This is a genomic window from Micromonospora sp. NPDC049044, from assembly GCF_040649215.1.
Classification (GTDB): domain Bacteria; phylum Actinomycetota; class Actinomycetes; order Mycobacteriales; family Micromonosporaceae; genus Micromonospora.
Window position 1 is genome coordinate 1 of sequence record NZ_JBEZFA010000046.1, and the last position, 24,731, is coordinate 24,731.

Here is a 24,731-nt window from a genome sequence, read left to right on the forward strand (position 1 = left end):
GGAGAGCCCGTCGGGATCGACTCTTCGTTGCGGCGGTCTCCTGCCTGATGGCAGAGCGAGCAGCACGGCGTAGCACACCAAGGTCACATACACGCCTCTGCCGCCGAGCGGGCGTCAGGGGTCGCACCTGCGAGACCGACAAGTCAGCCGACCGCTCGTGCTACGAAATGCTCGTCACCGAGTGCCGTCCGCACCGGTCGTCGGCATTCGCAGGTGCCGGGAACAGTGCGGATGCTGGCCTTCCCGGATCAGGCGCCGTCAGCGGAGACTATGGCAGTCTCCGTTCGGGTTAGCCAGTTCAGGTACCACCGGTCGAAGGTCAGCCGTTGGCCAGCCGGACCGGTCAATGGCGACAAGGGCATGTCCCCTGCTCGGCCGTCGTCCCACACGGCGCCACGCTCGGGCCCCGAAACAACGAGGAGCCAGTAGTAGCCGCAGCCCTGATGCGAGAGCGTGATGGCTCCGAAGGTTTCCTCGTCGTGAAGATCGTCCGAGCGTCGCATCCACGCCCGGCTCGCTTCCATGAACGAGCCGTGGTCGGCAAAGTCACTGTCCACCGGTTGTTTCGCGTCGTGCTGTGCGTACACCTGCTGGTCGAACGGCTGGAACGGTACGCCTAGCTTGGCCACTGTCGTGACGCCATGGCCAGTCCACCGCCAGCCGTCAGCGGTTCGCTCAACCCGCTCGATTCCGTAGCCGGGACCGGCGCCACCGTTTCCGACTTCCAGAAGGAAGGTGCGGTACTCCTCCGGAAGAGGGGTACCGATGACTCGTTCCACGTCGACCAGCTCGGCGGCGCTCATAACTGGGCGCAGCACGAACCTGTGACCCGAGGCGCCGAAGACCTTCTGGCTGGCCTCCGAGGAGGCGATGGCGGCCACCCGCTCCCGTACGCCGAGCCAGCTGACCTCCGTCACGCGACACATGATAATCGGTTGCCACGGTCTTGATCACGAAAACCCCGGCGTGGCGCCGGCGGCCGGAGACCGTCGATTCACGCTTCTGCCGCTGACCAGGCGCGGCGATCGTGGACGTGCTTCCCCATCGACCGATGCGGCTGCGGAAGCCAGCGCTGGCGCCAAGCATGGGTACAGGGCCGGCATTTCACGGTCGGTCGGCGGTCGGCGGCCCGGCGCGGGCCCAGTTTGGGGGAGCAGGGTGGGAGCAGCGGGGTGCCCTGAACGGCCTTGAACTGCGTGCAACGGCATCGAACGGCGCTCAACTGCACCCACCCCTGCCTGCGGCTCCACGTTGCCGCAGGTCAGAGCCGGTGCGGCGTCCTGTTTCCCGCGGAGTTCTCCCCGGTTCTGGCCAGCAGTCGACGGCGCTCTATGCCGCCTGGTAGTGGAGTGTGCGCAGGTCAAGGCGGTAAGGAGCCATTGCCGGGCCCGGCCTTGCAAGTGGGAGCGGATTGGGTGCAGGTTGGCGAAGAGGTCACCGCGCCCGAAGTGCTCACCGACGCCGGACAGAGACGATGGTCCTGACCTGCGGTGATGCGGTCAAGCGGTGCGGTGTGACCTCCCAGTAGAGGTCGAAGTGGTCAGGTGCTGCTGCTCCCGGGATGGCTGGCGCCGGCCGACGTCCCGGGTCGCCTAAGGCCACGTCTGTAGGCGTGCCGCAGATCGATGTGGAGCGTTGCAGGTGGGCTTGCTGGGTCCGCCGCAGTTCCGTCATTCGAGACACCGATCCCACGACCAACGCCCTGAGCAGGCCCTTCAAGCTGGAGACCTCTTCGGCGGATCCGAAGGCGTCAGCCATGGTGCTCCCGGTTGTCAGTCGGGCAGCATCCGCACATGCCGATCTGAGTGCAGCTCGCGGCTTCCTGCAGGATGCCATGGGTTATCCGTGGCCGCGTTCCTGCCATCCGGGCCATCGCCAGCTGTCGACCTCAGGCCAGGTTGTCACGAGCCCGGTGGAGAGCGCGCCGCCGAATGCCACGGTTCCCTCATGGGATGCGTAGGCGATCCAGTCGTGATGCTCGTCGCTCCAGAGACCCTCGGGCCCGGTGTACCTCGGGGCGAAGATTTCAGCATCCAGCAGGTAGTCGGCCCCATACTCGCGCAACTCGATCACACGCGGGCGGCCCAGTCCTCGCAGCAGTCGGCGGACCTGGTCAACGCTGCGGTCCTCCCACATCGATTCTCCGGTCACCACCAGCACATCTTGCGGAACTGAACTACTCAGCAACGGGTGCCAAAAGCCGTTCTGCGCGCCCCATCGCTGCTGCAGCGACGTGCGCCAGGCTGCTGACTCCTCGTGCGTAAGCACGCGCCGATAGGGGACCGGGTCGGTGTGGAGATTGGGCTGCGCCTTGCAACGCTGCACGTTTGCAGCGAACAGCCGGCGTTCATCGGCTATGGCCTGTGCCTGGACCTCGTCCTGCGGTGGCTTGGTGAACGGGGACTCCGCGTTCTCGGCCGCCGCGAGGAGCGTGGAGGTCACCACGTCGACCCCGGGAAGCCGGTCAGGATCGAGCCGCTCAACCTCTATGAGCATGGCGTCCACGACGTTGTATCGGGGGAAGATCCGTTTCGCCTCGGTGGTGTAGTGATACCCATCGGCTTGGCGGCCATCGTTGGGCAGTTGGCTGTACTCCCGCTTGAGCTCCTCGTAGCGCGCCGTCAGATAGCGGCGTGACGCCCAGTGCAGCCGTGTGGAATCCACGCGAGCATCCTCTCCGGTCACCCCATGGCACCAAATTTGTCAGCCGCCAGCGTCGTTCTTACATCATCGCCGCGACCCAGGACGAAGATCCGAAACCTTCCAGTCCCGGCGCGGCACGCTATCGAGGGGCACGGCCCTGCCGCGTTCAAGCAAGCCTCCTCCACGCTGGATGGAGCGGCTGGTGAGGGTGGTGTCTCAGCTTGAAGGGCTGGCAACTGGTCCCGTCAGCTGGAACCCCCGATCCCACCCGGGTGTTCTGAACAGCTTTTCTCCGCGGTGACCTTCCGGCGATCTTGGAGTCGGGATCCGTCGAGCGCTCGTGATCACTATGAGTGCCATCGGCTGGAGCTCTGCCCTGACGCACCCGCTTTGGTTACAGGTTGTGATCGTCTCGTGACCTCCTGTTCACTGACCTCCTAGTTTTCGATCACTCTGCTTCGGGGTTGGCGTTGAAGAACACTGTGGACGTTCCGGTCGGGGCTTCTAGCGTTTTCCCTTTCTGGGAGCGGGTGTTGCGTCGTGGTGCGCTGGCGGCGGTGGTGTTGCTGGTGTTGACGTTGTTGCCGTTTGTACCTGCCTACGCCGCGCCAGCCTCATCCGGTGCGCCGAAGGATCGGTCAGTGCCGGTGAAGCCGATCGGGGGGTCTGTGGATCTAAAGGTGTTTCCGGCCTGACCTACCAGGCGTTGTGCCTAGTGAGGAGGGTGCCGTGATGACCGCGACACTGAACGACCAGACCGGACGTAGGAAGCGGCCTGAGCCGTCGGCGGAGGCCGCCGCCGAGTTGGTCCGGACGGCCAAGGAACAAGGGCTGTCGCTGACCGGCCCGGACGGGTTGCTCAAGCAGCTGACCAAGACGGTCCTGGAGACCGCGCTGAACGAGGAGATGACCGAACACCTCGGCTACGAAAAACACGACCAGGCCGGCGCCGGCGCGGGCAATATCCGCAACGGCACCCGATCGAAGACGGTGCTGACCGACAGCACCGGGCCGGTGCAGATCGACGTGCCCCGAGACCGGGCCGGCACCTTCGAACCACAGATCGTGCGCAAGCGGCAACGCCGGCTCTCCGGGGTCGATGAGGTCGTGTTGTCGTTGTATGCCAAAGGGTTGACGACCGGAGAGACCAGCGCTCACTTCGCCGAGATCTACGGCGCCTCGGTCAGCAAGGAAACCATCTCCCGGATCACCGACAAGGTCATCGACGAGATGACCGACTGGTCCCACCGACCCCTGGATGAGATCTCCGCCGACGCTTCGTCCCCGACGTCGACCCGGCGCAGGGTGTGGAGGCAGGGTGCCAGGGTCCCGGGCCGACGGCGGCTACGTCAACGGGACCTTCCCTGGTACTCGTTGCGCGCCAGGTCCATTCTGTATTCAGACGTCGAGCGAAGGAGGTCCGGATGACCCGTGTTCGAGCGGTTCGGACACCCGGCGACTGTATGTTCGCCTGGACACGCCAAGCTTGCGGCACGCGGCCAGATCCGTGGCGCCGCTTGCCAATTGGTCGAGCACCTCGACAGGTGGTCAGGCAGGTTCGGCCCAGCCGCCTTGCTCAATCCGGCCAGGTGTTGGCCGTGCCATTCCGCTATGTGTCTCACTGCTACTACCCCCCATAGGTCATTGCACTTCGGACATCAACCACCGACTTCTCTCGCCAGAACTGTCGACATCGCAGCGCGATGAAACCTACTCACGGGTCGGTCACTTCAGGAATGGCTCGGGGCGCGTCGATGAAGGTTGGGAACCAGGTGACGTCCTGCGGGGTGCCGTTGGGCGTGCCTCGGCCGCGGTTGGCCAGATCGGCCAGGCGTACGGCGTCGGCGAGCGTGGCGAGTTGGCCGTGTTCGTTGGGCTGGATGGCGGGCTCTCGGATGGCGGTGTCGATCAGGCCGTAGCACAGCCAACTGCGAAAGCGGTCCATGTCGAAGCCGAGGATCTCGAATCCCAGGCTCGTACCGGCGGGGCGGTGGCATGCCCTGGCCACGTTGATGCTGATCGGGTGGGCGACATCGCCGATCCACTGCTCGATCATGACGGCAACGTCGGCGGCGGTCGGCACGCTATCGCCAGGGGGAGCGGCGAGCGCCTGCAGCAACCCGCCCTGTTCACCGTCGGTGACCGGCACGGCCTCGGCGATGGAGGTGGGTGCGGCTACGGTCAGTGCAGGGATGAGTGATGATGCCATCGGCGGGTGGGGTCTTCCTCGGAGCCGTGAAGCGTCGCAACTTCATGATCACCGATGCGGTCTCACCCGCTTCCTGCGGCTCCATAAAGGCCAAAATCGTCCCGAAACTCCTGGTCAATGGCCCCGCTGGTCGACTATGCAATCGTCCTGCCCGACGACCGGGCTGGGAATCGCCGGCGCCCTTGCGCAGCTCCTCACCGGAACAGGTCGTCGGTTCGGTGCCACGATTCGTGGGGTACCTGCCAGAGTGGTTCATGCCCTTGAGCGCGTACCACCTCAGAACCTCGGTCGCCGTGTCCGACATACAGAAGGCCGTGGCCTTTTACGAAGGCGCGCTGGGCCTGCGGGCGTTGCGGTCCGGCCCCAGCGCCACCATCGCCGACGGCAGCCGCGTCTATGGCTCCGGTGGCGGGCCGGCGTTGAACGTGTACCAGTCGGTCACTGCCGGGAAGACCCCGGCGACGCTGGCGACGTGGTACGTCGACGACATCGACCAGATTGTCGAGGAGCTCTCCTCGTCCGGCGTCGAGTTCGTTCGCTACGAGCAGCTCGAGCACGACGCCAAGGGGATCACCGCGCGGGCCGGAGGTGGACGTATCGCGTGGTTCCAGGACCCAGACGGCAACACCTTCGCTCTCGAAGCCGACGTGTGACCTGCTGGCTCGCGATCTGGCCCGTCACCACCAGGCCGTCATCTGATCCACCTCGATGCGGGTCGCGCATTCTCCGCCGTGCCGGACCGTTGGTTGGTCCCTTCAGCTGAGACTCCGATCCCACCAGCTGAGCGAATCGCTGGGCGCGGTGGATCCGGTGCGGTTGGACCCTCTGCGGGACCGGTTGAACCGCGAGGCCCGCGCCGCGGTGGGGATCGAGTTGTCGAAGTGGCAGTACAACAGGCGTTTCCGGGTGACGCAGCGACTCTCGGCGAAGGCCGACCGGCTGGCGGTCGAGCAGACCAAGCGGCGGTTGACGATGGTCGCGCGGGCCGGGTTCCCGGCGAGCATCGACCGGGGAGCGTTCCTGGCTGATCCGTGGGCCGGGTGCTTCGTGGCGTACCTGACCGCCAAGCGCGAGCTGCGGCGGGAGTTCACGCTGGCGGGGCGGGACGACCCGTACGACGCCGCGGACCTGCTCTTCAAACGCTGCGCCGCCGACTCGACGACGGACTGGTGGATGATCGCGCAGGCATATCCGACGTCGTCCGTGCTGGCTCGGCTGACCGACGCCCAGCGTGGTGAGCTGCTGGGCCGATGGTGGACGACGATGCGGCAGGGCGTCGCCCTGCTCAAGCGGGTGTGGTCGGCCAGCGAGTTCGACCAGGCGACCATGATCGTGCCGCGGGGTAACGACTCGTCCAGGTGGAACCTGTCGTGCGGCGCGTACAACGCCGCGAGGGCGGCGTGGATCGCGACGCTCGACGCAGCGGGCGGTCTCGTGCTGCTGGACGCCGCCTGTGCGGGCACGTCGATGATGTTGATCGCGGCGGACCTGGCGGCGTGGCATCGGTCGACCGGCAGTGAGCGCCCGGCTCTTACCCGGGCGGACGCTGGTTCGAGCCCGGTCAACGGATTTTCCGCCGCAACCATCCGCTGCGCCGGGGAGCAGCGCGAATCGGGCATCAAACGGCGGAGGCGGTAGGGCCGCGCCCGCTCATGTCGATCGCCGTTATTTCGGCGGGCCGGGCGCTTGGACCGCTCGGGTACGTTCCGGTGAGACGCGCCGCCGCGCAGGATCAGGATCAAGAAACTACAGTCGACACAATGGCCGGTGAGCTCGTCCCTGCGTTTACCTCCCTTGGCGGCGTCGTGCTCGGCGGTGGCCTCTCCTACCTGGTGCAGTACAGCACACAGCGAATGAGCGCACGCATCGAGCAGAGTAAGCAGAACGTCGCCCGGGCCGAGGCCCGACGCGCCGAACGCCTTGCGCATCTCGAACGGTTCATCGCCGTGGCCGCAGAGGCGGAACGTATCGCTTTCGACCGCCCTGTCGACTGGGCCTCGGGCGAGCCCTGGCCCACTGCCGCCCAGGAGGTAATGCACCGGCTCTGGATCGCCGAACGCATGCTTCAGGTGCTGTACTCCGTTGATGTGTATACCGCCGCGCGTGTCTACTTCGAGCGGCTCAATCGGGCCGTTTGGGATGGCGTGCCCAATTTGGATGGACTTTACGCCGAGCTCGACGAAGTGCGCGGCGCCTTCCTCGCCACGACCCGCGTAGCCCTGGGCTCATAGCCGGCCGCAGCATCGCGACGTGCCGCATTGCTTGAGCTCTGCCGGACCGCGCTACGCGCCACCACTACATCGTCCTCGCGGGCTCACCGGTTCCGGCCATCCGGATCTGCCGCCGATCGGTTGCTACGCAGTGTCATCCCACCTGGAGACGATAGCGGTGACATCATCGCCGGAGGTCAGAAGCCGCGCGGTGTACGACAATGGAGGAGTTGCGTCGGAATCGGCCCGGTAGGTCGTCGTCACGTGGTAGCCGGTGTCGGCCAGCTTCCACTTTGGCAGGAGAGCGGCACCGGCGCCCACATCACGAGGGTGCCCCGCGCTGTGGATCAGGGCTGACTGATGGCCGTCGGTCTGGTGATCTGCCAACTCGCCGGTCCAGATTGAGGGGTCGCGTACCCGGCACTCGGGTCTCTGCCGGGACGTGTCCACCCACTTCCTTGCGTTCTTTGACGCGAAGTCGTCCAGGGCCTGGCGGTCAGTCGCGGTCCAGGCGGGAAGCTGCGCTATCCACTCTGCTGCCTGCTCGGCGCTGTGGCCGCTGCCGATCAGCATGGGCGGGCTGTCCGTTGTCCGGCCGGCGGCAGGACTGCCGTGCGTGCCTTGACAGGAAAGCGGAGCGGCAGGACAGTCGACGTATTCATAGACGATTCGCTATCTACGGCGAGGTGTGCCATGCGGAAGTCGCTGACTGCTGTGGCCGCCATCGCTGTTGCCGTGGTCGCGATGATGGCCGCGATCTCACACGCGAGTGCGGCGAACGCGGCGGCCGGGTGTCGGGTGAACTACGTCGTCACCAGCCAGTGGACCGGTGGCTTCCAGGCCGACATCGCGGTCACCAACTTGGGTGACCTGGTCAATGGGTGGACGCTGCGGTTCGCGTTCCCTGCAGTCGACCAGCGGCTCACGCAAACCTGGAGCGCCACCTGGGCCCAGGCGGGCCAGCAGGTCAGCGCGACCAATCTGGGCTGGAACGCGACCCTGGGCACCAATGGCTCCGCGAACATCGGTTTCGTTGGCGCCTGGTCGGGCAGCAACCCCATACCGGCGTCGTTCACGCTCAACGGCGTCACGTGCACCGGCGGCGTCCTGCCCAGCGTGACGCCGACCCGGACGACCACACCGCCGGTCGCTGACTATCCGGCGATCGTCACCTGGCTCAGCCCGACCGCCGGCGCGGTGTACACCACGCCGGGAACCGTCCCGCTGGCGGCGACCGCGACCGTGGGAGGCGGACACAGCATCACCTCGGTGTCGTTCCGGGTGGACGGCGTCACGGTGGCCCGGGGGGTGAGGACGACCGGTGACCGGTTCGAGGCGCTGTGGACACCACCGATCGGGGAGCCCGGCACCAGCACCACCTTCGTGCTGTACGTCTCGGCCGGCACCGACCAGTCGCTGTCTGGCGCTGCGCCGCCGTTGCTGGTCACGGTGGTGACGCCGGCGTCCACCGGCACCAACCACCCGCCGGCGGTGGCGTTGAGCACCCCCGGCGGGCAGACCTACTTCCTCGAGCCGACGACCGTCACGCTGGTCGCCGACGTCGCCGACACCGATCCCGGGGACCTCGTCAGCCGGGTGGAGTTTTACCTCGGCGCAACCCGGCTGGCCGCGACGCCGACCAACAGCGGACAGCGCTACCAGTTCCAGACGGCCCTGTCGGCCGGCACGTCGTCCACCTTCACCGTGCGGGTCCACGATTCCCACGGCGGCCTCGGCATCTCGAACCCGCTGACCTTGACCATCGGTTAGCGCCTCTGCCATCCGTTAAGGGCTGACAAGGTCCTTCCACTGGCCGTCGATACGTTTGCGAATCGGCACGGCGCTCAGGGTCAATTCGACCAGGCCATCGGGGGTTGGCGGTCACCGTCGTGGTGGGTGAACCTGCGGCGGTCGCCAAAGGACTCGATGGGGGCGGTGCCGTTCCAGGAGGCGAAGTAGGCCCGGTTCGGGAACCGGGTGATGTCTCTAAACTCGACCAGCAGCCGGGCGGCACCGGATGGTTCGTGGGCCTGCCCAGGTTTGACGGACGTCCAAGATCAGGGGGACCTGAGGTCTCCGGGAGGACGTCCATCATCATGGGCCGCCGCAAGTGGAGCGCAGCCACCGTGTGATCCTCGATGGTCTGTGAAGACAACCGAAGATCGTGCAGTGGCCGTAGGTCATAGCGTAGACCTTGCCGGGTGGCAGGTGGTGTTCGAGGATGCCGTACAGCGGATCGCGGGACGGTTCACCCGGCGGAAACCGCGGCTTGCCGCGCGCGCGTCCGTGACTGGTCTGTTGTCGCAGAGATCCCGGCACGCAGGTCCGGGTCGGCGCCATAGACCTCGTCGCCGGCGACCCAGCCGGCCGGGACCCCGGCCCGGACCGCCGCGTCGATCATGTCCAGGGCGACCTGCGCGTGCCGTGGCCGTACATCGATGGGCTCGTTATGTCCGCTAAGGACGCCGCCAGCCGCTCGTTGGAACAGGTCATGGCTGACGGCGACCTCGCATCGTACGAGGAATGTCTCAGCTTCTACCCAGCGGAACCGCAGACTGAGTAGCCACCGAGCTGGACAGCGAGCACCGGGTCCCGTGCCGCCGGCACACGGCTGGTGGTAGCGGCCGCTCGACCGGGCGGCGGCGCTTCGCCGTCGCCCGGTTCGGATCAGGCTAGGCCGGGTGCGCTTCGGCCCACTCGCGCATGCTGCGCGGCGCCCGGCCGGTCACGCGCTCGATGGTGTCCGTGACCGGCGCCGGCTTGTTGACGTGCGTCTCCCAAGTGGCGAACAACAGGTCGGCAGGCGCGTGCGGGGCGATCTCCGCCCGCGCGGTCGCGGGATCGATCTCCTCGTATCGCAGCTCACGGCCGTGCGTCTTGCCGATTAGCTCGATCTGCTCCCGGTGGGTGAGCGACTGCGGTCCGGTGACGTGGTAACGCTGCTGGCTGTGCCCGTCCTGGGTCAGCGCTGCCACAGCGATCCCGGCGAGGTCAGCGGGGTGAATCGGGGAGCCTGCGGCGTCGGCGTAGGGGCCTCGAACGACGTCACCGGCCGCGAGCTGCCCAGGGACGTCGAATGCCCAGTGCAGCGCGTCGGCGGAGTTGATGTCCAGTCGCAGGAAGGTCCACTGCATCCCGGAGTCGATGATCGCCTGCTCGATGCCGTGGTGGAACGCCGCGACGTCGTTGGGCTGCTGCTCCGCGTTGTCGTCGATCTCCGCCGTGGACTGGAACACCACGCGCTTGACACCGGCGTTCTTCGCGGCCTCGATGAGCTCCGGCACCCCAGGGCCCATGGCGAGGACGAAGATCCCGTCGACGTCCCTCACCGCAGCCGGCAGGGTCGCAGGGTCCTTCATGTCGCCGGCGACGATGTCAGCGCCGGCAGGAAGATCCGCCTGCTGCGGATCACGAGTCAGGGCCCGTGCAGGCTTACCGACCGACACCAGTTGCTCGACGATGGACCGGCCCACGGGTGCCGTAGCCGCAGTCACGAGGATCATTGATTACTCCAGAAAATGGTGAGGTCTGAGTGGGATTAGGTTTCGGGCCTGCTGTCAGATGCTCACGAAGGCCAGGATGAAGGCGTAAATGGTGACCCCGAGCGTGACAACGGTGAACTCTTGTGAGGCCGCGACGAAATCCGTCACCCGAAGCCCGGGTCCGGCGACGGCGAAGAAAATGGTGCCGAGGGCCGCGACGCCGAGGCTCGCGCAGTGGCATCGAGCAGGTTCATGACCATGGCCGCGAGGAAAGTAACGAGTCCGAGCCAGCGCCCCGGTGGTGCCTTCGTGTTGTCCATGTCGCAGACTCTGGCAGCGAAGTAGGAACATCCGTTTCCTACTGGGGTGGAAAACTTCCGGCATGTTGGAAACATCGGCGCGGTTGCTCCGGCTGCTGTCCCTGCTGCAAACCCCACGCAGGTGGAGCAGCACCGAGCTGGCCGAGCGGCTGAACGTGACCACCAGAACCGTGCGCAACGACGTCGAGCGTCTCCGCGCTCTCGGCTACCCGGTGCACGCCACGTTCGGCACCGACGGCGGCTACCGCCTCGCCGCTGGCGCAGTCCTCCCGCCGCTACTGCTCGATGACGAGGAAGCCGTCGCCATCGCCATCAGACTGCGTACCGGCACGCCGTCCGTAGCCGGCATTGAGGAATCCTCCACACGGGCCTTGGCGAAACTCGAACAAGTGCTGCCAGCCCGGCTGCGTAACCGAGTCAACGCGCTGCAGACCTACAGTGTCGCCGTCTCGGCAGGCGACGACGATCACCGGGTTGCCGCGACGGCGCTCAGCGAGATCGCCGCAGCGTGCCGAGACCGGCAACGACTGCGCTTTGACTACCGCTCCCACGACTCCTCAGAGTCTCGCCGTGAGGCCGAGCCCTACCGCCTGGTCAACTGGGGGAGACGCTGGTACCTCGTCGGTTGGGACATCCAGCGAGAAGATTGGCGCACCTACCGCGTCGACCGTATGACCTTGCGTCTACCGCACGGACCTCGGTTTCTCGCCCGGCCGCTGCCGGACCCGGATGTTGGCGCATACGTCATGCGCGGGATCGGTCGAGCCGTGTGGCGACACCGGGCGACAATCATCGTGCACTTGCCCGCCGAAGTCGTCGTTGAAAGACTCCCACCAGCAGTAGGGCCCGTCGAATTTATCGGTAGAGATCGCTGCAGGGTGCGCACAGGATCTGACAACCTCGAGCAACTCGCTGTCTGGTTCGGTCTGCTCGGCGCCGACTTCGAGGTCATTGAGCCGCCGGAGCTCCTCAATCACCTCAGGACGCTGGCCGACAGGTATCGACGCGCCGCCGGCGACACACCGAGCACCACCCGTGCCGACTGACCCCCTGCACCGACCACGGTTCGAGCCGGGACAACGCGCTCCGGGCAGCACCACCAAGATCCGCGCCGAGCTAGATTGGCGACCCCGATCCGAGGATGTGCGGGCCGAACACCCACCGCCAGTCGGGCGCAGGAGACTGTCCGACGACGGGTGGCCCGCGACGCTGCCGACCCGCCCTCGGTCCGTCGTGGTCAGGTGCTCGCCGAGGGCGAGGTCCGCGAGGACGGCTCCACCCAGGACGTAGAAGAGGGTGTTCTACCCGGCGATCGGTCGTCCCGGATTCGGGTTGGAACAGAAGCAGGAGGAGATCTTCGGCGAGGGTCGGGGCGTGCGTGGGGTCGCTGGTCATCGGCGGGGCTCCCAACGGAAGAGTCGGGTGGCGAGGTTGACGGCGATGACGACCCAGCCGAGCGTGGGCGCGAGCAGGAGCAGGGAGTCGGTCACGGCGACGCCGCCGTTCCAGGCGTTCATGATGAGTTCGGTGGCCGAGCCGCCGGGCAGCAGCCGTTTGAGCCAGGCGAGGTCCTCGGTGCCGGAGATGCCCACCCAGGTGGTCACGGCGATCAGACCGAGAGTAACGGGCAGGGTGGTGACCTGCGCGTGCTCCGGGGAGTTCGTCAGCCCGGCCGTGGCCAGCGCCAGGCCGATCAGCATGGCCAGTGTCGCGAGGATCGCCACCACCAGCAGGGCGACGTTCGACGGTCCGCCGGCGACCACGGCCAGGGCGGTCAGGATCGCGGTCACCTGCACCGCCGCGATGACGAGTACGGGCAGCAGCAGGCCGGCGAGGATGCCGGGGTCGCTCGCGGTGGTGGAGCGCAGCCGCTTGAGGAAGAGGGTCTGCCGCCGGGACGCCAGCGTGGTGACGGCCGTGGCGTAGAGGCCGAACGCGGCCACTGTGAACGTGACGATCGCGGCGATGTAGCCGAGGCTCCCGAGGGCGGCGTACGTCTCGTGCTGACGCACGAAGAACACGCTGACCGCGACCGGGATGATGAGGCTGGTGATCAGTATCAGTCGGTTGCGGAAGATCTGGATCAGCTCGCTGGACGCGATGGACAACACGGGTGAGGCTCCTTCGGGATGAGCGGATCAGGTGCTGATGGCGCGGAAGACGTCGTCGAGCCGGGTCGGCCCGGCCGTCAGGTCGCGCAGTTCCACTGCGTGGTCCTGCGCCCAGCCGAGCAGGAGGTGTAGGTCCTTCTGCAGCTCGAAGGACTCGACGGTGACCTTCCCGTCGGCGTTCACGTCGGCCTTCAGCGGAACCGGCGGCACCGGCGTGGCGAGGGAGAAGCGGATCACGCCGGGGAGGGTGCGGGTCAGCTCGGAGACGGTGCCTTCGCGGTGGAGAGTGCCCTGGTGCATGAGCCCGATCCGGTCGGCGCGCTGCTGTGCCTCCTCCAGGTAGTGCGTGGTGAGAACGATCGTGGAACCGTTCTCCCGGAGTCGGTCAACTGTTGCCCAGACGGCGTCGCGGGACTGGATGTCGAGGCCGGTGGTCGGCTCGTCCAGGAAGATCAGCTCCGGGGTGCCGTAGACCGCGGTGGCGAAGTCGAGCCGCCGCTTCTCCCCGCCGGACAACTGCGACACCCTGCGGCCGGCGCGGTCGGTGAGGTCGACCAGGTCGAGTACCCGGTCGACGTCGTCGGCGCGGCGGGTGAGCCGACCGACCAGACCGACGGACTCGCGGACGGTGAGGTCCGGGGAGAATCCGCTCTCCTGGAGCATGACGCCCATCCGGGGACGAACCGACCGTCGGTCGGTGGGGCTGTGCCCGAAGACGCGTACGGTGCCCGAGGTGGGTTTCCGGTGTCCCTCGACAACTTCCAGGGTCGAGGTCTTTCCGGCTCCGTTGGTGCCGAGCAGTGCGTAGAGCTCTCCGGGCCGGACCGCGAAGGTGAGGTCCTTCACGGCGTGGAAGTCGCCGTAGGTGAGGTTCAGCCGTTCTACGTCGATGACGGGTGTGGTGGACATGCGCCAATGACAGCGCGGGCGCGACGGTTCCGTCAGTGGCACCATGTCATCACCGCAGGTGACGTGGTGTCACTGGTAGCGGCCTCTCGCTGCCCGATACTGGTCTGGTGACCGCCAGCTCACCGCGCTTCACCGAGTCGACGCAGGGCAGGCTGCGCCGGCTCAACCTCGCCACGTCGCTACCCCCTGTGGTGTTCGCCGCGGTGGTCCTGCTCTACGCCGACGTGCGTAGCTGGTGGCACCTGGTCATCCTGGCGCCGGGCGCCGCGGCGGCGCTGGTGGCCTTCGAACGATGGACGGCGAACGACCTTGCCAGGGTCGTGCTGCCCTGCCTGGTCGTGGCCGCAGTGGTGTGGCCACTGGGGGTCCTGGTGAGCGGCAGCCCCAACGCCTACTGGGGGTTCTGCGCGGTGGGCTCCCTCGCCATGCGCGAGGTGCGACGGCACCGGAAGTGGGCGCTGGCCGGGCTCTTCACCTACGTCGCCGCCGTCGGCGCGGCGCGGCTGCTGGTGCAGCGGGACGACATTGGTCACGTCCTGCTCACCTACGTCCTCGTCCCGACCGTCCTCACCATCGTCGTGACGATCTTCACCATCGTGGGCGAGCGGTTCTTCGACCTCATCCGGGAACTCGAACAGACCCGGGAACGCGAGGCCGAACTCGCGGTGATGCGGGAACGTGTCCGGTTCGCCAGCGACCTGCACGACATCCAGGGGCACACCCTGCACGTCGTCAAGCTGAAGATCGCCCTGGCGCAGCGCCTGCTGAGCGGTGACACCGCTCGGGCGGAGAAGGAGCTGGGGGAGACGTACGCGCTGGTCAGCGACACCATCGCGCAGACCAAGGAGTTGGCGTACGGCCAGCGGCGGCTGAACCTCACCGCGGAGATCGAGAACGCGAAGAACCTGTTCGAGGCCGCCGGCATCCGGGTCCGGGTGACCCGGGAGGGCGAGGTCGACGCCCGCGTCAGCGAACTGCTCGGGCAGGTGCTCCGCGAGACCACCACCAACATCCTGCGCCACGCGCAGGCCACCCAGGTGCAGATCACGCTCGCCGCGTCGGGCATCACAGTCGTCAACGACGGCGTGTCCGCCGCCTCGCCCCCTGAGCTGAGGGGACTGGCGGCACTCCGGCAGCGGGTGACGGGCGACGGAGGGGAGCTGATCGTGGAACAGCAGCAGGGACGGTTCCGGACGGCGGCGACGTTCCCTGTCACGCGTGCCGGCGCGGACCGGAGTGACGGCCGATGACCACCATCGTGCTCGCCGACGACGAGGCGCTGCTGCGTACGGCCCTGGCCGCGTTGTTGCCGATGGAGGGCGACGTCACCGTTCTCGCCGAGGCGCAGGACGGCCGGACGGCCGTCGAGGCCACCCTGCGGCACGAGCCCGACGTGCTGGTCATCGACCTGGAGATGCCGGGCGTGGACGGCCTCGGCGCCGTCGCCGAGATCCGCCGCGTACGACCCGAGCAGGTGGTCCTCATGCTGACCCGGCACGCCCGCCCCGGCGTGCTGCGCAAGGCGTTGAAGCTCGGTGTCCAGGGCTTCGTCAGCAAGTCGGCCGAACCGGCCCACATCACCTCGGTGATCGCCACCCTGCATGCCGGGAAACGCTGGATCGACCCGGACGTGTCGGCGCTCGCCGTCACCGAGGACAACCCCCTCACCGACCGCGAGGCAGACGTGCTGCGGGTGACCGGCCAGGGCTACTCGGTCGTCGACATCGCCGCCCGCCTCCACCTCGCCCCGGGCACCGTCCGCAACTACCTCTCCAACGCCATGCGCAAGACCCAGACCCGGACCCGCCACGAGGCGGCCCGCTACGCCCGCGAACACGACTGGCTGTGATCGGCGGCCGGCCGGTCCGCTCCGGGCGCGACCACCCACACCGATCCGATGGACCGAGAGGATGACGCGTTCCGCGCCGACGGTCCCTTCGCGGGACCGGGTCGGGTTGACCGGTGTGGCGGGCACTGGAGGACGATGCCGGATCGGCATGAAGGCGGCGGCTTCTGTCTTCGATCGCATGCCGGATCGCTGCCAGGTTGGAGTCCTGTCCGACCGGCGCCGCCCGGCGTCGGACCCACGGCACCGACAGGGAGCGATCATGATTTGGGCGACACGACGTCTGGTGGCGGTGGCGACAGTGGTGTCAGTGGCCGCCTGCGGCCCTGCCGACGCCGCCGAACCACCGACACCCGACCGTACGGCGACGGCCACCGCGTCCACCACCGCCGACGCGAACCCCGAGTTCCGGCGACTGGAGCAGAGGTTCGATGCGCGGCTGGGGGTCTACGCGATCGACACCGGGACCGGTCGCACCGTGCGGTACCGGGCCGACGAGCGGTTCGCGTACACGTCGACGTTCAAGGCGTTGGCCGCTGCCGAAGTTCTCGACGAGACCACCGACGCCGAGATGGACCGGGTGGTCCGGTACTCGGCGGACGACCTGGTGACCTACTCGCCGATCACGGAGCAGCACGTCGCCGAGGGCATGACACTGCGCGCCATCGCCGACGCGGCGGTGCGGTACAGCGACAACACCGCCGGCAACCTGCTGTTGCGCCAGCTCGGCGGACCGCAGAAGTTCGAGAAGGAACTGCGCGAGGTGGGGGACAAGGTCACCGATCCGGCGCGCTACGAGACCGAGCTCAACGAGGCGAGGCCGGGTGATCGGCGGGACACCAGCACCGCGGCGGCCCTGGCCGAGGATCTGCGGGCGTACGCAGTGGGAGACGCCCTCGAACCGGCGGACCGCGACGTGCTCACCGGTTGGTTGAAGGGCAACACCACAGGCGGTGAGCTGATCCGCGCCGGTGTGCCCGACGGCTGGGTCGTGGGGGACAAGACCGGCGCCGGTGGCTACGGCACCCGCAACGACATCGCGGTGATCTGGCCCCCGGACCGTGCGCCGATCGTCCTCGCGGTGCTGTCCAGCCGCGACCAGAAGGACGCCGACTACGACGACGCCCTGATCGCCCAGGCGGCCGAGGTCGCCATCACCGCGTTGTGACGGCCTGTCGACCCGCCCTCAGGCGGCGGGCTCGCCTCCTGCACCAGTGTGGATCGAGGTTGCCCAGAATGCCCCTGCGTAGGCACGAGGACCGCCGCAGCTGAGCTACCTGCTCGCGGTCGACGGCAAGACCGCGCTCGCCACCAGGTGCGAGCGGCGAGCCCGGACCATCAGCTACGCCCGCTAACTCCACCAGGGCAGGGTGCCCGTCCGCAGGTGGTCGTGCAGGCTCCGGGCGACCTGGGCCATCGTCGCCTCGCTGCCGGGCTGTGCGACGGCGGGCACCCGGGAGGCGGTGAGGGCGACTATCGCGTACGACTGCCCGTCGGCATGATCCACCACTCCCATCTCGTGTCGCAGGTGCAGCAGGGTGCCGGTCTTGGACGACCAGCGGGACGCGTCGGAGGTGAAGTCGGGTGCGAGTCGCTGCCGGTGCAGGTTGTCGGCCATCAGCGCGCGTACGCGGGCGGCGGTGCTCTCGTGGATCGTCGAGGGCCGCCACAGGGCGTGCAGGAGGTCGACGAAGGCCCGCGCCGGCCCGGCGTTGGCGCGGGTGACGTCGAGCTGGGCGACCGGATGGCCCTGCCCGGGGGTCGCCGCGCCGATGGCGAGGGAATGCGCCAGGTGCACGTCGTCGGGGCCGAGGCGTTCCGCCGGCGTCTCGGCGAGGTCGCCGACCCGGCCCCGCACGGTGATGCCCTCGATCCGCAGTCGCCGCAGCTCCGCGGCGACCGCGGCCGGCGGGACGAGGTCGAACAGGGCGTCGGCGGCGACCCCGTCGCTGACCGCGGTGCTCAGGTAGAGCAGGTCGTCCACGGAGACCCGCGCGGGATGGCGGAAGCGACTGAGCCCGGTCGGGCCGGGCGTGGTGATCCGACCGGGCGCGACGTCGACCGGCGTCGCCGGGTCGAGTTCCCCGCGCCCGACCCGCTCCAGGACGGCGACCGCCAGCGGCACCTTGACCAGCGACGCCGACGGGTACGGGGTGTCGGCGTCGAAGCCGATCTCCTGGCCGGTGTCGAGGTCGCGGACGAGGAAGGCACCCCGCAGTCCTGCCTCATCCAGCAGGTCACGCGCGTTGCGTACGACGGCGGTGGCGCTCATCCGGCATCTCCTGTCGGGCGGGCGCCGGGTGCGGCGTACCCGATCGCGCCCAGGCATCGCGCGACCTCCGCGTGCAGGACGGTGCGGAGGTGGGCGAGATCCTCGCGTACGCCGGCGGCGACGTCGTAACCCCGCAGGAGCTGTGGGTCGGCGAGAGGGCACCAGTGCAGGGAGAAGTCCTCGGCCTGCTGACGGGAGCAGAGCAGCAGGTCGGGGGAGCCGAGGGCCGCCGCGGCGGCGTCGACCAGGGATGGCGCGACCGACACCTGGGCCGGTGCCAGACCGGCCGACTGGCCGGCGCGGGTCAGCGGGTCCCGTAGGTGCGCGACGTCGTCCTCGGGCTGAATCAGGATCCGTCGGCGCGCCTGGGCGCGGGCCCGGCCGCTGCGCAACGTCTCCAGGAACACCGTCGGCGCCGGGAAGGGAGTCCGGGCGGCCAGCCCGAGCGGCACCCGCCAGGGCGCCATCGCCTCCGGCACCGCCACGATCCCGGCGCCGACCTCAAGCGTCTGGCAGAGCCGTTCGCGCTCCTGAGGGCCGGCCGGCCGCACCTCCAGGTGGATCCGCTGCCGTCGGGCCGCGACCACCAGGGCGGCGAGGCGGTGCGGCGGGCAGATCTCGGGTACGGCGACCCGCAGCGGCCGTAATCGGGCCCGCTCGGCGTCGTCGGCCATGGCGTCGGCGAGGTCGACAAGGCGTCGCGCCGTCGGCAGCATGTCCTGCCCGAAGGGGGTCAGCCGGACCGCGCGGGAGGTCCGATCGAACAGCCGCGACCCGAAGTGCTCCTCCAGGGCGGCGATGCGGCGGCTGGCCACCGACTGGGGGATCCTCGCTGCGGCGGCACCGGAGGTGAAGCTGCCGTGGCCGCTGACGGCGACGAAGGCCCGACACGCGGCGACGATGTCCATCCACCGAATCTATACACGGAACACATGGACAGGGCCACAGGGATCAAGATGGGCATCGTTCGTCGGTCGGTCCTAGTGCCATGACCACGAACGTTGACGGTGTCGGGGTCAGGCTGCTCGGGTGGCGGGGTGGCCTCAGTGTCGTTGGCGTTCGATGCGGGCGCGTTCGCGGCGTTGGGCGGCCAAAACGTCGGGGTGGCGGGCGTTGGCGTTGCGCCAGCGTAGGTAGGCCTGCAGCCGACGGGTCAGGACGGCGTGGTTGGGATGGTGGACGCGGCCGTACCGAAACCACAATCTCGGGGCGGGTGAGCATCAGAAATGATCACGGAGGTACATTGATTGGCATGGCAGTGCCACTCGCGGTACATCGCGCGTTGGTCTGCGTGCAACACGGCCAGGTGCTGGTCAGCGACGCAGGAGGCGGCGACCTGGCAGGCCTCGACGACTCGTGGGACGACGCAGTCGAATTCGGGCGCTTCGTGGGCGCCGCCGACGGCATCGTGAACATCGTGACTCCCCGCGCGGACAGCAGCGGCACACCATTCACCGTCGAGGAATGGGCCGACGAGCCGCCGGACGACCGACACGACTGGGATCACGAAGTCGACATCGACATCGACGTGCCGAGCGGGAAGCTGGAGCTATTCATCACGACCGGCGAGATAGAAGACGGCAGCGTCCGCCTCACCAAGGCCGGCCCGTGCCGGCTGCGGGTGTCCGCCCGTTTCCCGGAGGCTGGCGACGACGACTCCGCCGACGTGTACCGGCTACGGATATGGCTGCGCACCGCCGACACGCCGCCGCAGCTCCGGCAGGCCTGGCCGCACTGGCCCAGCGTCCGGTCATGACACCACCGAACACGCCTCACCCGACTCGCCGCCGACGGCGGCTCGCTCCTGGACGGCCATCGTGACCGTCGCGCTGAGCGGCTGCGCCCGCGAGTATCACCCCCAGGTCCGGCCGGCCCGCCCCGACGATCCCGCCGTTGCCGACACCGTCGCCTTCGGCGTCCTCGTCGGACAGGTCCGCGTCTACGGATACCAGCGCTTCCACTTTCTGAGGTAGCCCTAGGATGAGGATTGGGCCCCGGGTCGTACACCTCAAGCTGGCGCACCGGCCGGCCGTCCTCCACGGTCCCGAGGTAGTACGTCGCGTAGCCCCCAGATGCCGAACCCGTCGCCCCGCGATTTGTTCCACCGACGACAGAGGTAAGGGCTTACCACGAAAGGATCCTGTCCTGGCTTGGCCGCGCCGTCTCCAAGCACCGTGGCGCAGCTGCCGAGATCAATTCTCGCCAGGGTCGAGGAACAGCTCAGCCAGTCGGGGTAGCCGACGCCGCATCTCGTCATCGTTGTCGAAGTCGAAGTCCTCACCCATGTCGGGAACGTGCGCTTCGTCGATGCTGACCGTGACGTGTTGGCGGGCCTTCATCGCGTCGTAGAAGGCATCGTCGTCGCCACCCGTGGCCTGCTCGTAGGCCTCGCTGGCGACGTAGTTCACCGACTCGGCGAACAGCGCGCCGTCGTCTTCCTCGGCCGCCGCTTGTCGTACCACGGGATGGTCAGCCAGTCCGTCGGGAGAAGCTAGGACTCGTTCGTACCACTCGCGCCCGAGCGCGATGACTCCCGCCCGGAAATCGATGAAGCTGTCGTCCGAGCATCCTCCGCCGATCAGGTACGCAGCCGCCCACACGTCCCAGCGATAGAGGGCGTCATGGAGCTGATCGAACAGCTCCTGGAACTCGAGGATGCCCTCCGGTGATGTTGCGGCCAATCGCGTCACCAGCGCTGCGGCAACGGCCTCACCGTCGTCGCCGGTCCGCCCGTCGAGACCCGCCCCGGCCGACTCCACGACCGCCCAAAACTCGTCAACGTCCACGGCGCGAGAGTCTCCCACTGAGGACCGACACAACTCATGCCTGTCGACCCGGGCACCAGTCGCGAGCAGCGCCAAGGCATTCCTGACCCTGGCATCGGCTCATGCCGCCGAGCGTCACGCGCTGCCACAGGTGGATTGTTGGTACGTGGTGCTCGCGGTGTCACGCCCCGGTTGAGACTGTCAGAATCACGTTTGAGTCGGTGCGCGGAGGCAAGGAGAAGGCATGAGCGACTGGAACGACAAGATCATCACTGAGTTTCGCGCTAACGGTGGGCAGGTCGGCGGTCAGTTCGCTGGCGCGCCGCTGCTGCTGTTGCACACTGTCGGTGCCAAGAGCGGCCAGCCTCGCGTGAACCCGATGATGTACCAGAAGCTGGACCACGGCTACGCCGTGTTCGCGTCCAAGGGCGGTGCGCCCGCCAATCCCGACTGGTACTACAACCTGCTCGCTCACCCGCAGGCACAGGCGGAAATCGGCACGGACAAGGTCGAGTTGGTCGCCAGAGTTGCCACCGGCAACGAGCGGGAACGGATCTGGAGCGCCCAGAAGGCCGCGTATCCAGGCTTCGCCGACTACGAGCAGAAGACCACCCGCCAGATCCCAGTCGTCGTACTGGAACCTGTGCCGTAGGCAGAGATGGCACACCTTATTGGTCGCCGGTGCGAGCCGCGCCGCTGATCCACAGGCAGTAGGGCGGCGTCCGCTCATACCGATGAGCGGACGTCCTGGGGTCCGTTGGCGTGTTACTGCCCCCACCCTGCCGGCGGCTCCACGCTCTCGCAGGTCAGAGTGGGTGGAGGGGCTCCTTGTGCGAAGGTGACCGCTATGGGGTTTGCCTGGGGAAGGCCGGCTGGAAGGTCAGCAGGCGGGTGGCCAGGATCGGCTGGAAGAGATGCCGGAGCAACTGGCGCAAGTGCGGCTCGTGAATTGGTAGCGAAGGCTACAAGGCCGACTTCGCCGCTACCATCGGCGGCGACTGTGACAATCTCAAGACGGCAGGCAGGCCGATTCTGGCGTGACCGTACCCACGACTGGGGAGCGAGAAGATACAACGGCATGTGCGCCAAGCTCAACCAGTGGACCCGCGGGCTGTCGCGGTCCTCGTGTCGCGGCGTCTCCTACCGACGGAGCTGGGCATGGTGAAACAGTCCAACCCGTGGAGGCGACTGCTCATCGCCGGTCTGATGCTTCTCTACACCGGTATCCGCACGCCCGACGTTCTCGCCGAAAGAAGCTGGCGATCGTGGGCCGTCCTGCCGGTGCTCCTGGCTGTTCTCTGGTTATTTGTGAGGGCGCTGCGCGGTGTCGTGGTGAGGCGGGGCCGCACTTCCGCTGACCGGGACGCTGCTGCCTGACATCCCCGGGTACGGCGGCTGGGGGGCAGACACTGCCCGCCCCAGCCGAAGCGGGGCTGCTCGGTCGTATGGGGCCGTGGTGAAGGATCGGGCCACCATCGGCTGGTTGAGCCGCCCCGGCTCTTGTAGAGACCTCCCCCGCTCGGGAAGAAGCGAGAGATGGCTGGCACGTCGAGCACTGTCACACCAAGCCTGGCCAGCCGCTTGGCGACCGAGCGCCGGCCCCGCGCGTGCAGATACGGGCCCAGCACCTCGCCGCAGACCAGGGTCACGGTACGGCCCGCCTCCGCCAACTCCGCGGCGGTCTCGATGCCGGTCGGACCCGCGCCGACCACCGTCACCGGGGCCGTCGTCGACGCGGCGGCGACGACCGACCGCAGCCGCTGCGCCTGCTCCAGGCTGGCAATCGGGTAGGCGAACTCGGCCGCTCCGGGCACGTCCGGGCCGGTGCTGCCACTGCCCACCGCATACACCAGGTAGTCGTAGGCGACCGTGCCGCCGGCCGCCAACGTCACGCTGCGCCCGGCCGCGTCGATCCGGGTCACCGTGTCGACCACCAGCCGGACGCCCCCGGCCAGGACCTCCCGGTAGTCGACGACCGCGCCGTCGGACCCGCCCACCACCTGGTGCAGGCGAATCCGTTCGACGAACGTCGGGCGAGGATTGATCAACGTGACGGCCACATCGTCGCGCTGCGTCAGGCGATTGGCTGCCATGACACCGGCGTACCCGCCGCCGATCACGACCACATCAGTCTTCCCACTCATCGCCGCTCCTCCGTCTCAAGGGGTTCGGCCTCAAGACACCGCGTCACCGACGGCGCTGACAGGATGTGAGGTAAACCACTTCACAGGGCGAGGCTCGACCCGCGGACTCCTCACGGGTCGGCTGGAGGGCAGCGTGCCAGCGGGTCGTTGGGCTATCACGGATGCGTATGCGGTAGCCCTAGATCCCGCTGCCCGGGTGCGACCTTCTCGATGGTCGACCAGAACAGCCCGGCCAGCGCGCGGGCCAGGCCCTCGCGGGTGACGTCTTCGGTTTCACCCTGCCGGCGGGTGATGTGGTCGATGATCAGCTGCCGGATCTCGATCGTGGGCTCGTGCGCGACACTAGGCTCGTGGATCAACCGATGAAGGTGCTGTGGTCACGGCTTCTGCACCTGCGTTCGAGCCCGGGGGCGTTGGCCGTCGCGTCCGGTGCGCTCGTCGTAGCGGAGCGACACTCGCGGTTGGTTCGCCTGGACCCTCAAACCGGAGCGCCGTTATGGGCGCAGAACGTTGAGGACTGCTGGGGCACCACTGTTGTCGCGGGGGACCGCTGTCTCTACCTGAGTCAGGCTGGTGTCCTACATTGCTTCGACCTGCACAGCGGGCAGCGGACGTGGTCGGCACCGAGACTGCGCCTGCGCCACTACGTCAGCGTTAGCGGATCCGTCGCTTTCCTGGGCGGGTGGCGCGGCTACCGTCCGCTGATGCGGGTGGATCTGGCGAACGGCGAGCTTCTTCCGGGCCCGTTCCCGGGACCCGCGTCGGACAGCAGCCTGGCCTGGCCGCTGCCCGTCCGAATGGACCCGGATCGGGGCGGCACGGCCGACGCGATGCTCATCGCGACTGCCAAACAGGCAGCACTGCTGCTGTTGGACGCTCGGACCGGCGTTACCAAACGTGAGTGGTCGCTGCCAGCGCCGGTGCGCTTTCCCGACTCCGGCGTCGCCTTCAGCCCCAGCCAGGACGGCCGCATCGTCTTCCTCAGCGGTAGGCGCACCGTCATGGCCCTGCATCCCGCCAGCGGCATGGAGATCCTGTGGCGCCACGACCGTGACCTGCCACCGCTGCCACCGCTCCTCACCGGCCGGACGCTCTGGCTGGCCGACGACACCGGCGTCACGATCATCGACCTCGATCGCAGTGCCTGTACAGAGGTGACGCATCTCCCGCACGGTGCTACCAGTGGGGGCGTCCCCGTCTCCGGCGGCGCACTCTTCGCCCGCGCCGGGAACCAACTCATCATGGTGAACCGGGCCGGGGAGATCGCCGCTTGCGTGCGACTGCCAGCACGCATCGATCGGCTACTTCCTGACGGTCGATTTCTGGTACACACCATCGGCAAAGGCCACCTCACCACGATCGACATCTCGACCACGCCGACGACAGCCCTCTCGGTTCCTGGCTGACCGCACCGAATGCGGCAGACGAGCGTCGCACGGAGGTGCCGTCGACACCGCACGCGAGGCGAGCCACATGTGCTTGTGAGGTTCGATGCCCTCTGGGTCGGTCGGCGGCGACGATGAGGCAGTCGTGATCACCGTCTGCTTTTGCCGCTGTCCGGCAAATTCCTGGTTGCGCTGCCGTTGCTACCTGTGCGGAGCACTGCCGAGGTTCACGTCCGACACGATAACCCCACCGATTCACCTCGGGATTGGCTGACGGGCTGCCCCGGCTATGGCTCGTGTGCCCCCAGACGCCCCGGTGTGGCTGCCGTGCCGCCGGTACGGCAGCCACACCGTCACGTGCGACAGCCCGGCCTTTCACTCAGTGAAAGCTCCGGTTCCCCAGTGGGGACACCGCACGGGACGATCCGGCTCCAT

Annotated in this window: 27 protein-coding genes and 1 pseudogene; 13 read left to right on the top strand and 15 right to left on the bottom strand. The window is 68.0% G+C overall.

What is annotated here, in order from left to right; all coding sequences use genetic code 11:
* Positions 1 to 248 precede the first annotated feature (248 nt).
* Both AB0B85_RS28680 and AB0B85_RS28685 read right to left on the bottom strand, forming a co-directional pair.
* Positions 249 to 917 (bottom strand): SMI1/KNR4 family protein, encoded by a 669-nt coding sequence (locus tag AB0B85_RS28680; RefSeq protein ID WP_357412080.1) that lies wholly within the window; start codon positions 915 to 917, stop codon positions 249 to 251.
* Positions 918 to 1,839: 922 nt separating this feature from the next.
* Complete coding sequence (locus AB0B85_RS28685) at positions 1,840 to 2,664, bottom strand: hypothetical protein (protein WP_357412081.1); 825 nt, start codon at positions 2,662 to 2,664, stop codon at positions 1,840 to 1,842.
* Between the two features lie 711 nt (positions 2,665 to 3,375).
* Between AB0B85_RS28685 and AB0B85_RS28690 the strand changes: the two are divergent.
* A pseudogene (locus tag AB0B85_RS28690) lies at positions 3,376 to 3,909 on the top strand (transposase); the annotation flags it as partial.
* Positions 3,910 to 4,041: 132 nt separating this feature from the next.
* Here AB0B85_RS28690 and AB0B85_RS28695 read toward each other — a convergent pair.
* Positions 4,042 to 4,179 carry a helix-turn-helix domain-containing protein gene (locus AB0B85_RS28695; protein ID WP_357412082.1) on the bottom strand — a complete coding sequence of 46 codons (138 nt, stop codon included), beginning with the start codon at positions 4,177 to 4,179 and terminating at the stop codon, positions 4,042 to 4,044.
* A 178-nt stretch (positions 4,180 to 4,357) separates the two neighbouring features.
* Positions 4,358 to 4,792: a hypothetical protein gene (locus AB0B85_RS28700; protein WP_357412083.1), complete on the bottom strand. Its 435-nt coding sequence runs from the start codon at positions 4,790 to 4,792 to the stop codon at positions 4,358 to 4,360.
* Positions 4,793 to 4,878: 86 nt separating this feature from the next.
* On the opposite strand from AB0B85_RS28700, the gene AB0B85_RS28705 reads away from it, so the two are divergent.
* The 3 genes from AB0B85_RS28705 to AB0B85_RS28715 all read left to right on the top strand — a co-directional run bounded on the left by AB0B85_RS28705 (position 4,879) and on the right by AB0B85_RS28715 (position 7,083).
* Complete coding sequence (locus AB0B85_RS28705; protein ID WP_357412084.1) at positions 4,879 to 5,505, top strand: VOC family protein; 627 nt, start codon at positions 4,879 to 4,881, stop codon at positions 5,503 to 5,505.
* A 157-nt stretch (positions 5,506 to 5,662) separates the two neighbouring features.
* Complete coding sequence (locus AB0B85_RS28710; RefSeq protein WP_357412085.1) at positions 5,663 to 6,490, top strand: hypothetical protein; 828 nt, start codon at positions 5,663 to 5,665, stop codon at positions 6,488 to 6,490.
* Between the two features lie 122 nt (positions 6,491 to 6,612).
* Complete coding sequence (locus tag AB0B85_RS28715; RefSeq protein WP_357412086.1) at positions 6,613 to 7,083, top strand: hypothetical protein; 471 nt, start codon at positions 6,613 to 6,615, stop codon at positions 7,081 to 7,083.
* Between the two features lie 123 nt (positions 7,084 to 7,206).
* Here AB0B85_RS28715 and AB0B85_RS28720 read toward each other — a convergent pair whose 3' ends face one another.
* Complete coding sequence (locus tag AB0B85_RS28720; protein ID WP_357412087.1) at positions 7,207 to 7,635, bottom strand: hypothetical protein; 429 nt, start codon at positions 7,633 to 7,635, stop codon at positions 7,207 to 7,209.
* A gap of 48 nt (positions 7,636 to 7,683) precedes the next feature.
* Here AB0B85_RS28720 and AB0B85_RS28725 point away from each other — a divergent pair, with 48 nt between their 5' ends.
* The gene (locus tag AB0B85_RS28725; protein WP_357412088.1) at positions 7,684 to 8,832 is read left to right on the top strand and encodes a cellulose binding domain-containing protein; all 1,149 of its coding nucleotides are present in this window, start codon (positions 7,684 to 7,686) and stop codon (positions 8,830 to 8,832) included.
* An 80-nt stretch (positions 8,833 to 8,912) separates the two neighbouring features.
* Here AB0B85_RS28725 and AB0B85_RS28730 read toward each other — a convergent pair whose 3' ends face one another.
* The 3 genes from AB0B85_RS28730 to AB0B85_RS28740 form a co-directional block, all read right to left on the bottom strand.
* On the bottom strand, positions 8,913 to 9,065 hold the full coding sequence (locus AB0B85_RS28730; protein ID WP_357412137.1) for a hypothetical protein: 153 nt from the start codon (positions 9,063 to 9,065) through the stop codon (positions 8,913 to 8,915).
* Positions 9,066 to 9,734: 669 nt separating this feature from the next.
* On the bottom strand, positions 9,735 to 10,565 hold the full coding sequence (locus AB0B85_RS28735; protein WP_357412089.1) for an NAD(P)H-binding protein: 831 nt from the start codon (positions 10,563 to 10,565) through the stop codon (positions 9,735 to 9,737).
* A gap of 54 nt (positions 10,566 to 10,619) precedes the next feature.
* Complete coding sequence (locus AB0B85_RS28740; protein WP_357412090.1) at positions 10,620 to 10,928, bottom strand: hypothetical protein; 309 nt, start codon at positions 10,926 to 10,928, stop codon at positions 10,620 to 10,622.
* On the opposite strand from AB0B85_RS28740, the gene AB0B85_RS28745 reads away from it, so the two are divergent.
* Positions 10,927 to 11,910 carry a YafY family protein gene (locus AB0B85_RS28745; RefSeq protein WP_357412091.1) on the top strand — a complete coding sequence of 328 codons (984 nt, stop codon included), beginning with the start codon at positions 10,927 to 10,929 and terminating at the stop codon, positions 11,908 to 11,910. The genes AB0B85_RS28740 and AB0B85_RS28745 overlap by 2 nt on opposite strands.
* A 345-nt stretch (positions 11,911 to 12,255) precedes the next feature.
* On the opposite strand, the gene AB0B85_RS28750 is transcribed toward AB0B85_RS28745, so the two are convergent.
* Together AB0B85_RS28750 and AB0B85_RS28755 are read right to left on the bottom strand one after the other, a co-directional pair.
* Positions 12,256 to 12,975: an ABC transporter permease gene (locus tag AB0B85_RS28750; protein ID WP_357412092.1), complete on the bottom strand. Its 720-nt coding sequence runs from the start codon at positions 12,973 to 12,975 to the stop codon at positions 12,256 to 12,258.
* Between the two features lie 27 nt (positions 12,976 to 13,002).
* Positions 13,003 to 13,884, bottom strand: coding sequence for an ABC transporter ATP-binding protein (locus tag AB0B85_RS28755; protein WP_357412093.1), 882 nt, complete (start codon positions 13,882 to 13,884; stop codon positions 13,003 to 13,005).
* Positions 13,885 to 13,991: 107 nt separating this feature from the next.
* Here AB0B85_RS28755 and AB0B85_RS28760 point away from each other — a divergent pair, with 107 nt between their 5' ends.
* The 3 genes from AB0B85_RS28760 (at position 13,992) to bla (ending at position 16,898) form a co-directional block, all read left to right on the top strand.
* The gene (locus AB0B85_RS28760; protein WP_357412094.1) at positions 13,992 to 15,134 is read left to right on the top strand and encodes a histidine kinase; all 1,143 of its coding nucleotides are present in this window, start codon (positions 13,992 to 13,994) and stop codon (positions 15,132 to 15,134) included.
* Positions 15,131 to 15,733, top strand: a complete 603-nt coding sequence (locus AB0B85_RS28765) for a response regulator transcription factor (protein WP_357412095.1) — start codon at positions 15,131 to 15,133, stop codon at positions 15,731 to 15,733. Before AB0B85_RS28760 ends, AB0B85_RS28765 begins: the two co-directional genes overlap by 4 nt.
* 259 nt (positions 15,734 to 15,992) lie before the next feature.
* Positions 15,993 to 16,898: a class A beta-lactamase gene (gene bla / locus AB0B85_RS28770; protein WP_357412096.1), complete on the top strand. Its 906-nt coding sequence runs from the start codon at positions 15,993 to 15,995 to the stop codon at positions 16,896 to 16,898.
* Positions 16,899 to 17,081: 183 nt separating this feature from the next.
* Here the strand turns inward: bla and AB0B85_RS28775 are convergent, their stop codons facing one another.
* Positions 17,082 to 18,002 carry a serine hydrolase gene (locus AB0B85_RS28775; RefSeq protein WP_357412097.1) on the bottom strand — a complete coding sequence of 307 codons (921 nt, stop codon included), beginning with the start codon at positions 18,000 to 18,002 and terminating at the stop codon, positions 17,082 to 17,084.
* Complete coding sequence (locus AB0B85_RS28780) at positions 17,999 to 18,910, bottom strand: LysR family transcriptional regulator (protein ID WP_357412098.1); 912 nt, start codon at positions 18,908 to 18,910, stop codon at positions 17,999 to 18,001. Before AB0B85_RS28780 ends, AB0B85_RS28775 begins: the two co-directional genes overlap by 4 nt.
* A gap of 344 nt (positions 18,911 to 19,254) precedes the next feature.
* Between AB0B85_RS28780 and AB0B85_RS28785 the strand changes: the two genes are divergently transcribed.
* Positions 19,255 to 19,758 (top strand): hypothetical protein, encoded by a 504-nt coding sequence (locus tag AB0B85_RS28785; protein ID WP_357412099.1) that lies wholly within the window; start codon positions 19,255 to 19,257, stop codon positions 19,756 to 19,758.
* A 61-nt stretch (positions 19,759 to 19,819) separates the two neighbouring features.
* Positions 19,820 to 19,975, top strand: a complete 156-nt coding sequence (locus AB0B85_RS28790) for a hypothetical protein (RefSeq protein WP_357412100.1) — start codon at positions 19,820 to 19,822, stop codon at positions 19,973 to 19,975.
* A gap of 219 nt (positions 19,976 to 20,194) precedes the next feature.
* On the opposite strand, the gene AB0B85_RS28795 is transcribed toward AB0B85_RS28790, so the two are convergent.
* A complete protein-coding gene (locus AB0B85_RS28795; protein WP_357412101.1) occupies positions 20,195 to 20,788 on the bottom strand; it encodes a DUF4240 domain-containing protein in 594 nt (197 codons plus the stop codon).
* A 223-nt stretch (positions 20,789 to 21,011) separates the two neighbouring features.
* Between AB0B85_RS28795 and AB0B85_RS28800 the strand changes: the two genes are divergently transcribed.
* Positions 21,012 to 21,419: a nitroreductase family deazaflavin-dependent oxidoreductase gene (locus AB0B85_RS28800; RefSeq protein ID WP_357412102.1), complete on the top strand. Its 408-nt coding sequence runs from the start codon at positions 21,012 to 21,014 to the stop codon at positions 21,417 to 21,419.
* Positions 21,420 to 21,981: 562 nt separating this feature from the next.
* Here AB0B85_RS28800 and AB0B85_RS28805 read toward each other — a convergent pair.
* Together AB0B85_RS28805 and AB0B85_RS28810 are read right to left on the bottom strand one after the other, a co-directional pair.
* A complete protein-coding gene (locus tag AB0B85_RS28805) occupies positions 21,982 to 22,911 on the bottom strand; it encodes an FAD-dependent oxidoreductase (RefSeq protein WP_357412103.1) in 930 nt (309 codons plus the stop codon).
* Positions 22,912 to 23,066: 155 nt separating this feature from the next.
* Entirely contained in the window at positions 23,067 to 23,270 is a 204-nt protein-coding gene (locus AB0B85_RS28810; protein WP_357412104.1) for a hypothetical protein, read from the bottom strand.
* 3 nt (positions 23,271 to 23,273) lie between these two features.
* Between AB0B85_RS28810 and AB0B85_RS28815 the strand changes: the two genes are divergently transcribed.
* Entirely contained in the window at positions 23,274 to 24,317 is a 1,044-nt protein-coding gene (locus AB0B85_RS28815; protein ID WP_357412139.1) for a PQQ-binding-like beta-propeller repeat protein, read from the top strand.
* Positions 24,318 to 24,731 lie beyond the last annotated feature (414 nt).

Excerpts from the sequence above, each read along its gene's own strand:
- AB0B85_RS28715 (WP_357412086.1), top strand. The coding sequence starts at position 6,613 with ATGGCCGGTGAGCTCGTCCCTGCGTTTACCTCCCTTGGCGGCGTCGTG.
- AB0B85_RS28720 (WP_357412087.1), bottom strand. The coding sequence starts at position 7,635 with ATGCTGATCGGCAGCGGCCACAGCGCCGAGCAGGCAGCAGAGTGGATA.
- AB0B85_RS28735 (WP_357412089.1), bottom strand. The coding sequence starts at position 10,565 with ATGATCCTCGTGACTGCGGCTACGGCACCCGTGGGCCGGTCCATCGTC.
- AB0B85_RS28745 (WP_357412091.1), top strand. The coding sequence starts at position 10,927 with ATGTTGGAAACATCGGCGCGGTTGCTCCGGCTGCTGTCCCTGCTGCAA.
- AB0B85_RS28740 (WP_357412090.1), bottom strand. The coding sequence starts at position 10,928 with ATGCCGGAAGTTTTCCACCCCAGTAGGAAACGGATGTTCCTACTTCGC.
- AB0B85_RS28755 (WP_357412093.1), bottom strand. The coding sequence starts at position 13,884 with ATGTCCACCACACCCGTCATCGACGTAGAACGGCTGAACCTCACCTAC.
- AB0B85_RS28765 (WP_357412095.1), top strand. The coding sequence starts at position 15,131 with ATGACCACCATCGTGCTCGCCGACGACGAGGCGCTGCTGCGTACGGCC.
- bla (WP_357412096.1), top strand. The coding sequence starts at position 15,993 with ATGATTTGGGCGACACGACGTCTGGTGGCGGTGGCGACAGTGGTGTCA.
- AB0B85_RS28775 (WP_357412097.1), bottom strand. The coding sequence starts at position 18,002 with ATGAGCGCCACCGCCGTCGTACGCAACGCGCGTGACCTGCTGGATGAG.
- AB0B85_RS28780 (WP_357412098.1), bottom strand. The coding sequence starts at position 18,910 with ATGGACATCGTCGCCGCGTGTCGGGCCTTCGTCGCCGTCAGCGGCCAC.
- AB0B85_RS28785 (WP_357412099.1), top strand. The coding sequence starts at position 19,255 with ATGGCAGTGCCACTCGCGGTACATCGCGCGTTGGTCTGCGTGCAACAC.
- AB0B85_RS28800 (WP_357412102.1), top strand. The coding sequence starts at position 21,012 with ATGAGCGACTGGAACGACAAGATCATCACTGAGTTTCGCGCTAACGGT.
- AB0B85_RS28805 (WP_357412103.1), bottom strand. The coding sequence starts at position 22,911 with ATGAGTGGGAAGACTGATGTGGTCGTGATCGGCGGCGGGTACGCCGGT.
- AB0B85_RS28815 (WP_357412139.1), top strand. The coding sequence starts at position 23,274 with ATGAAGGTGCTGTGGTCACGGCTTCTGCACCTGCGTTCGAGCCCGGGG.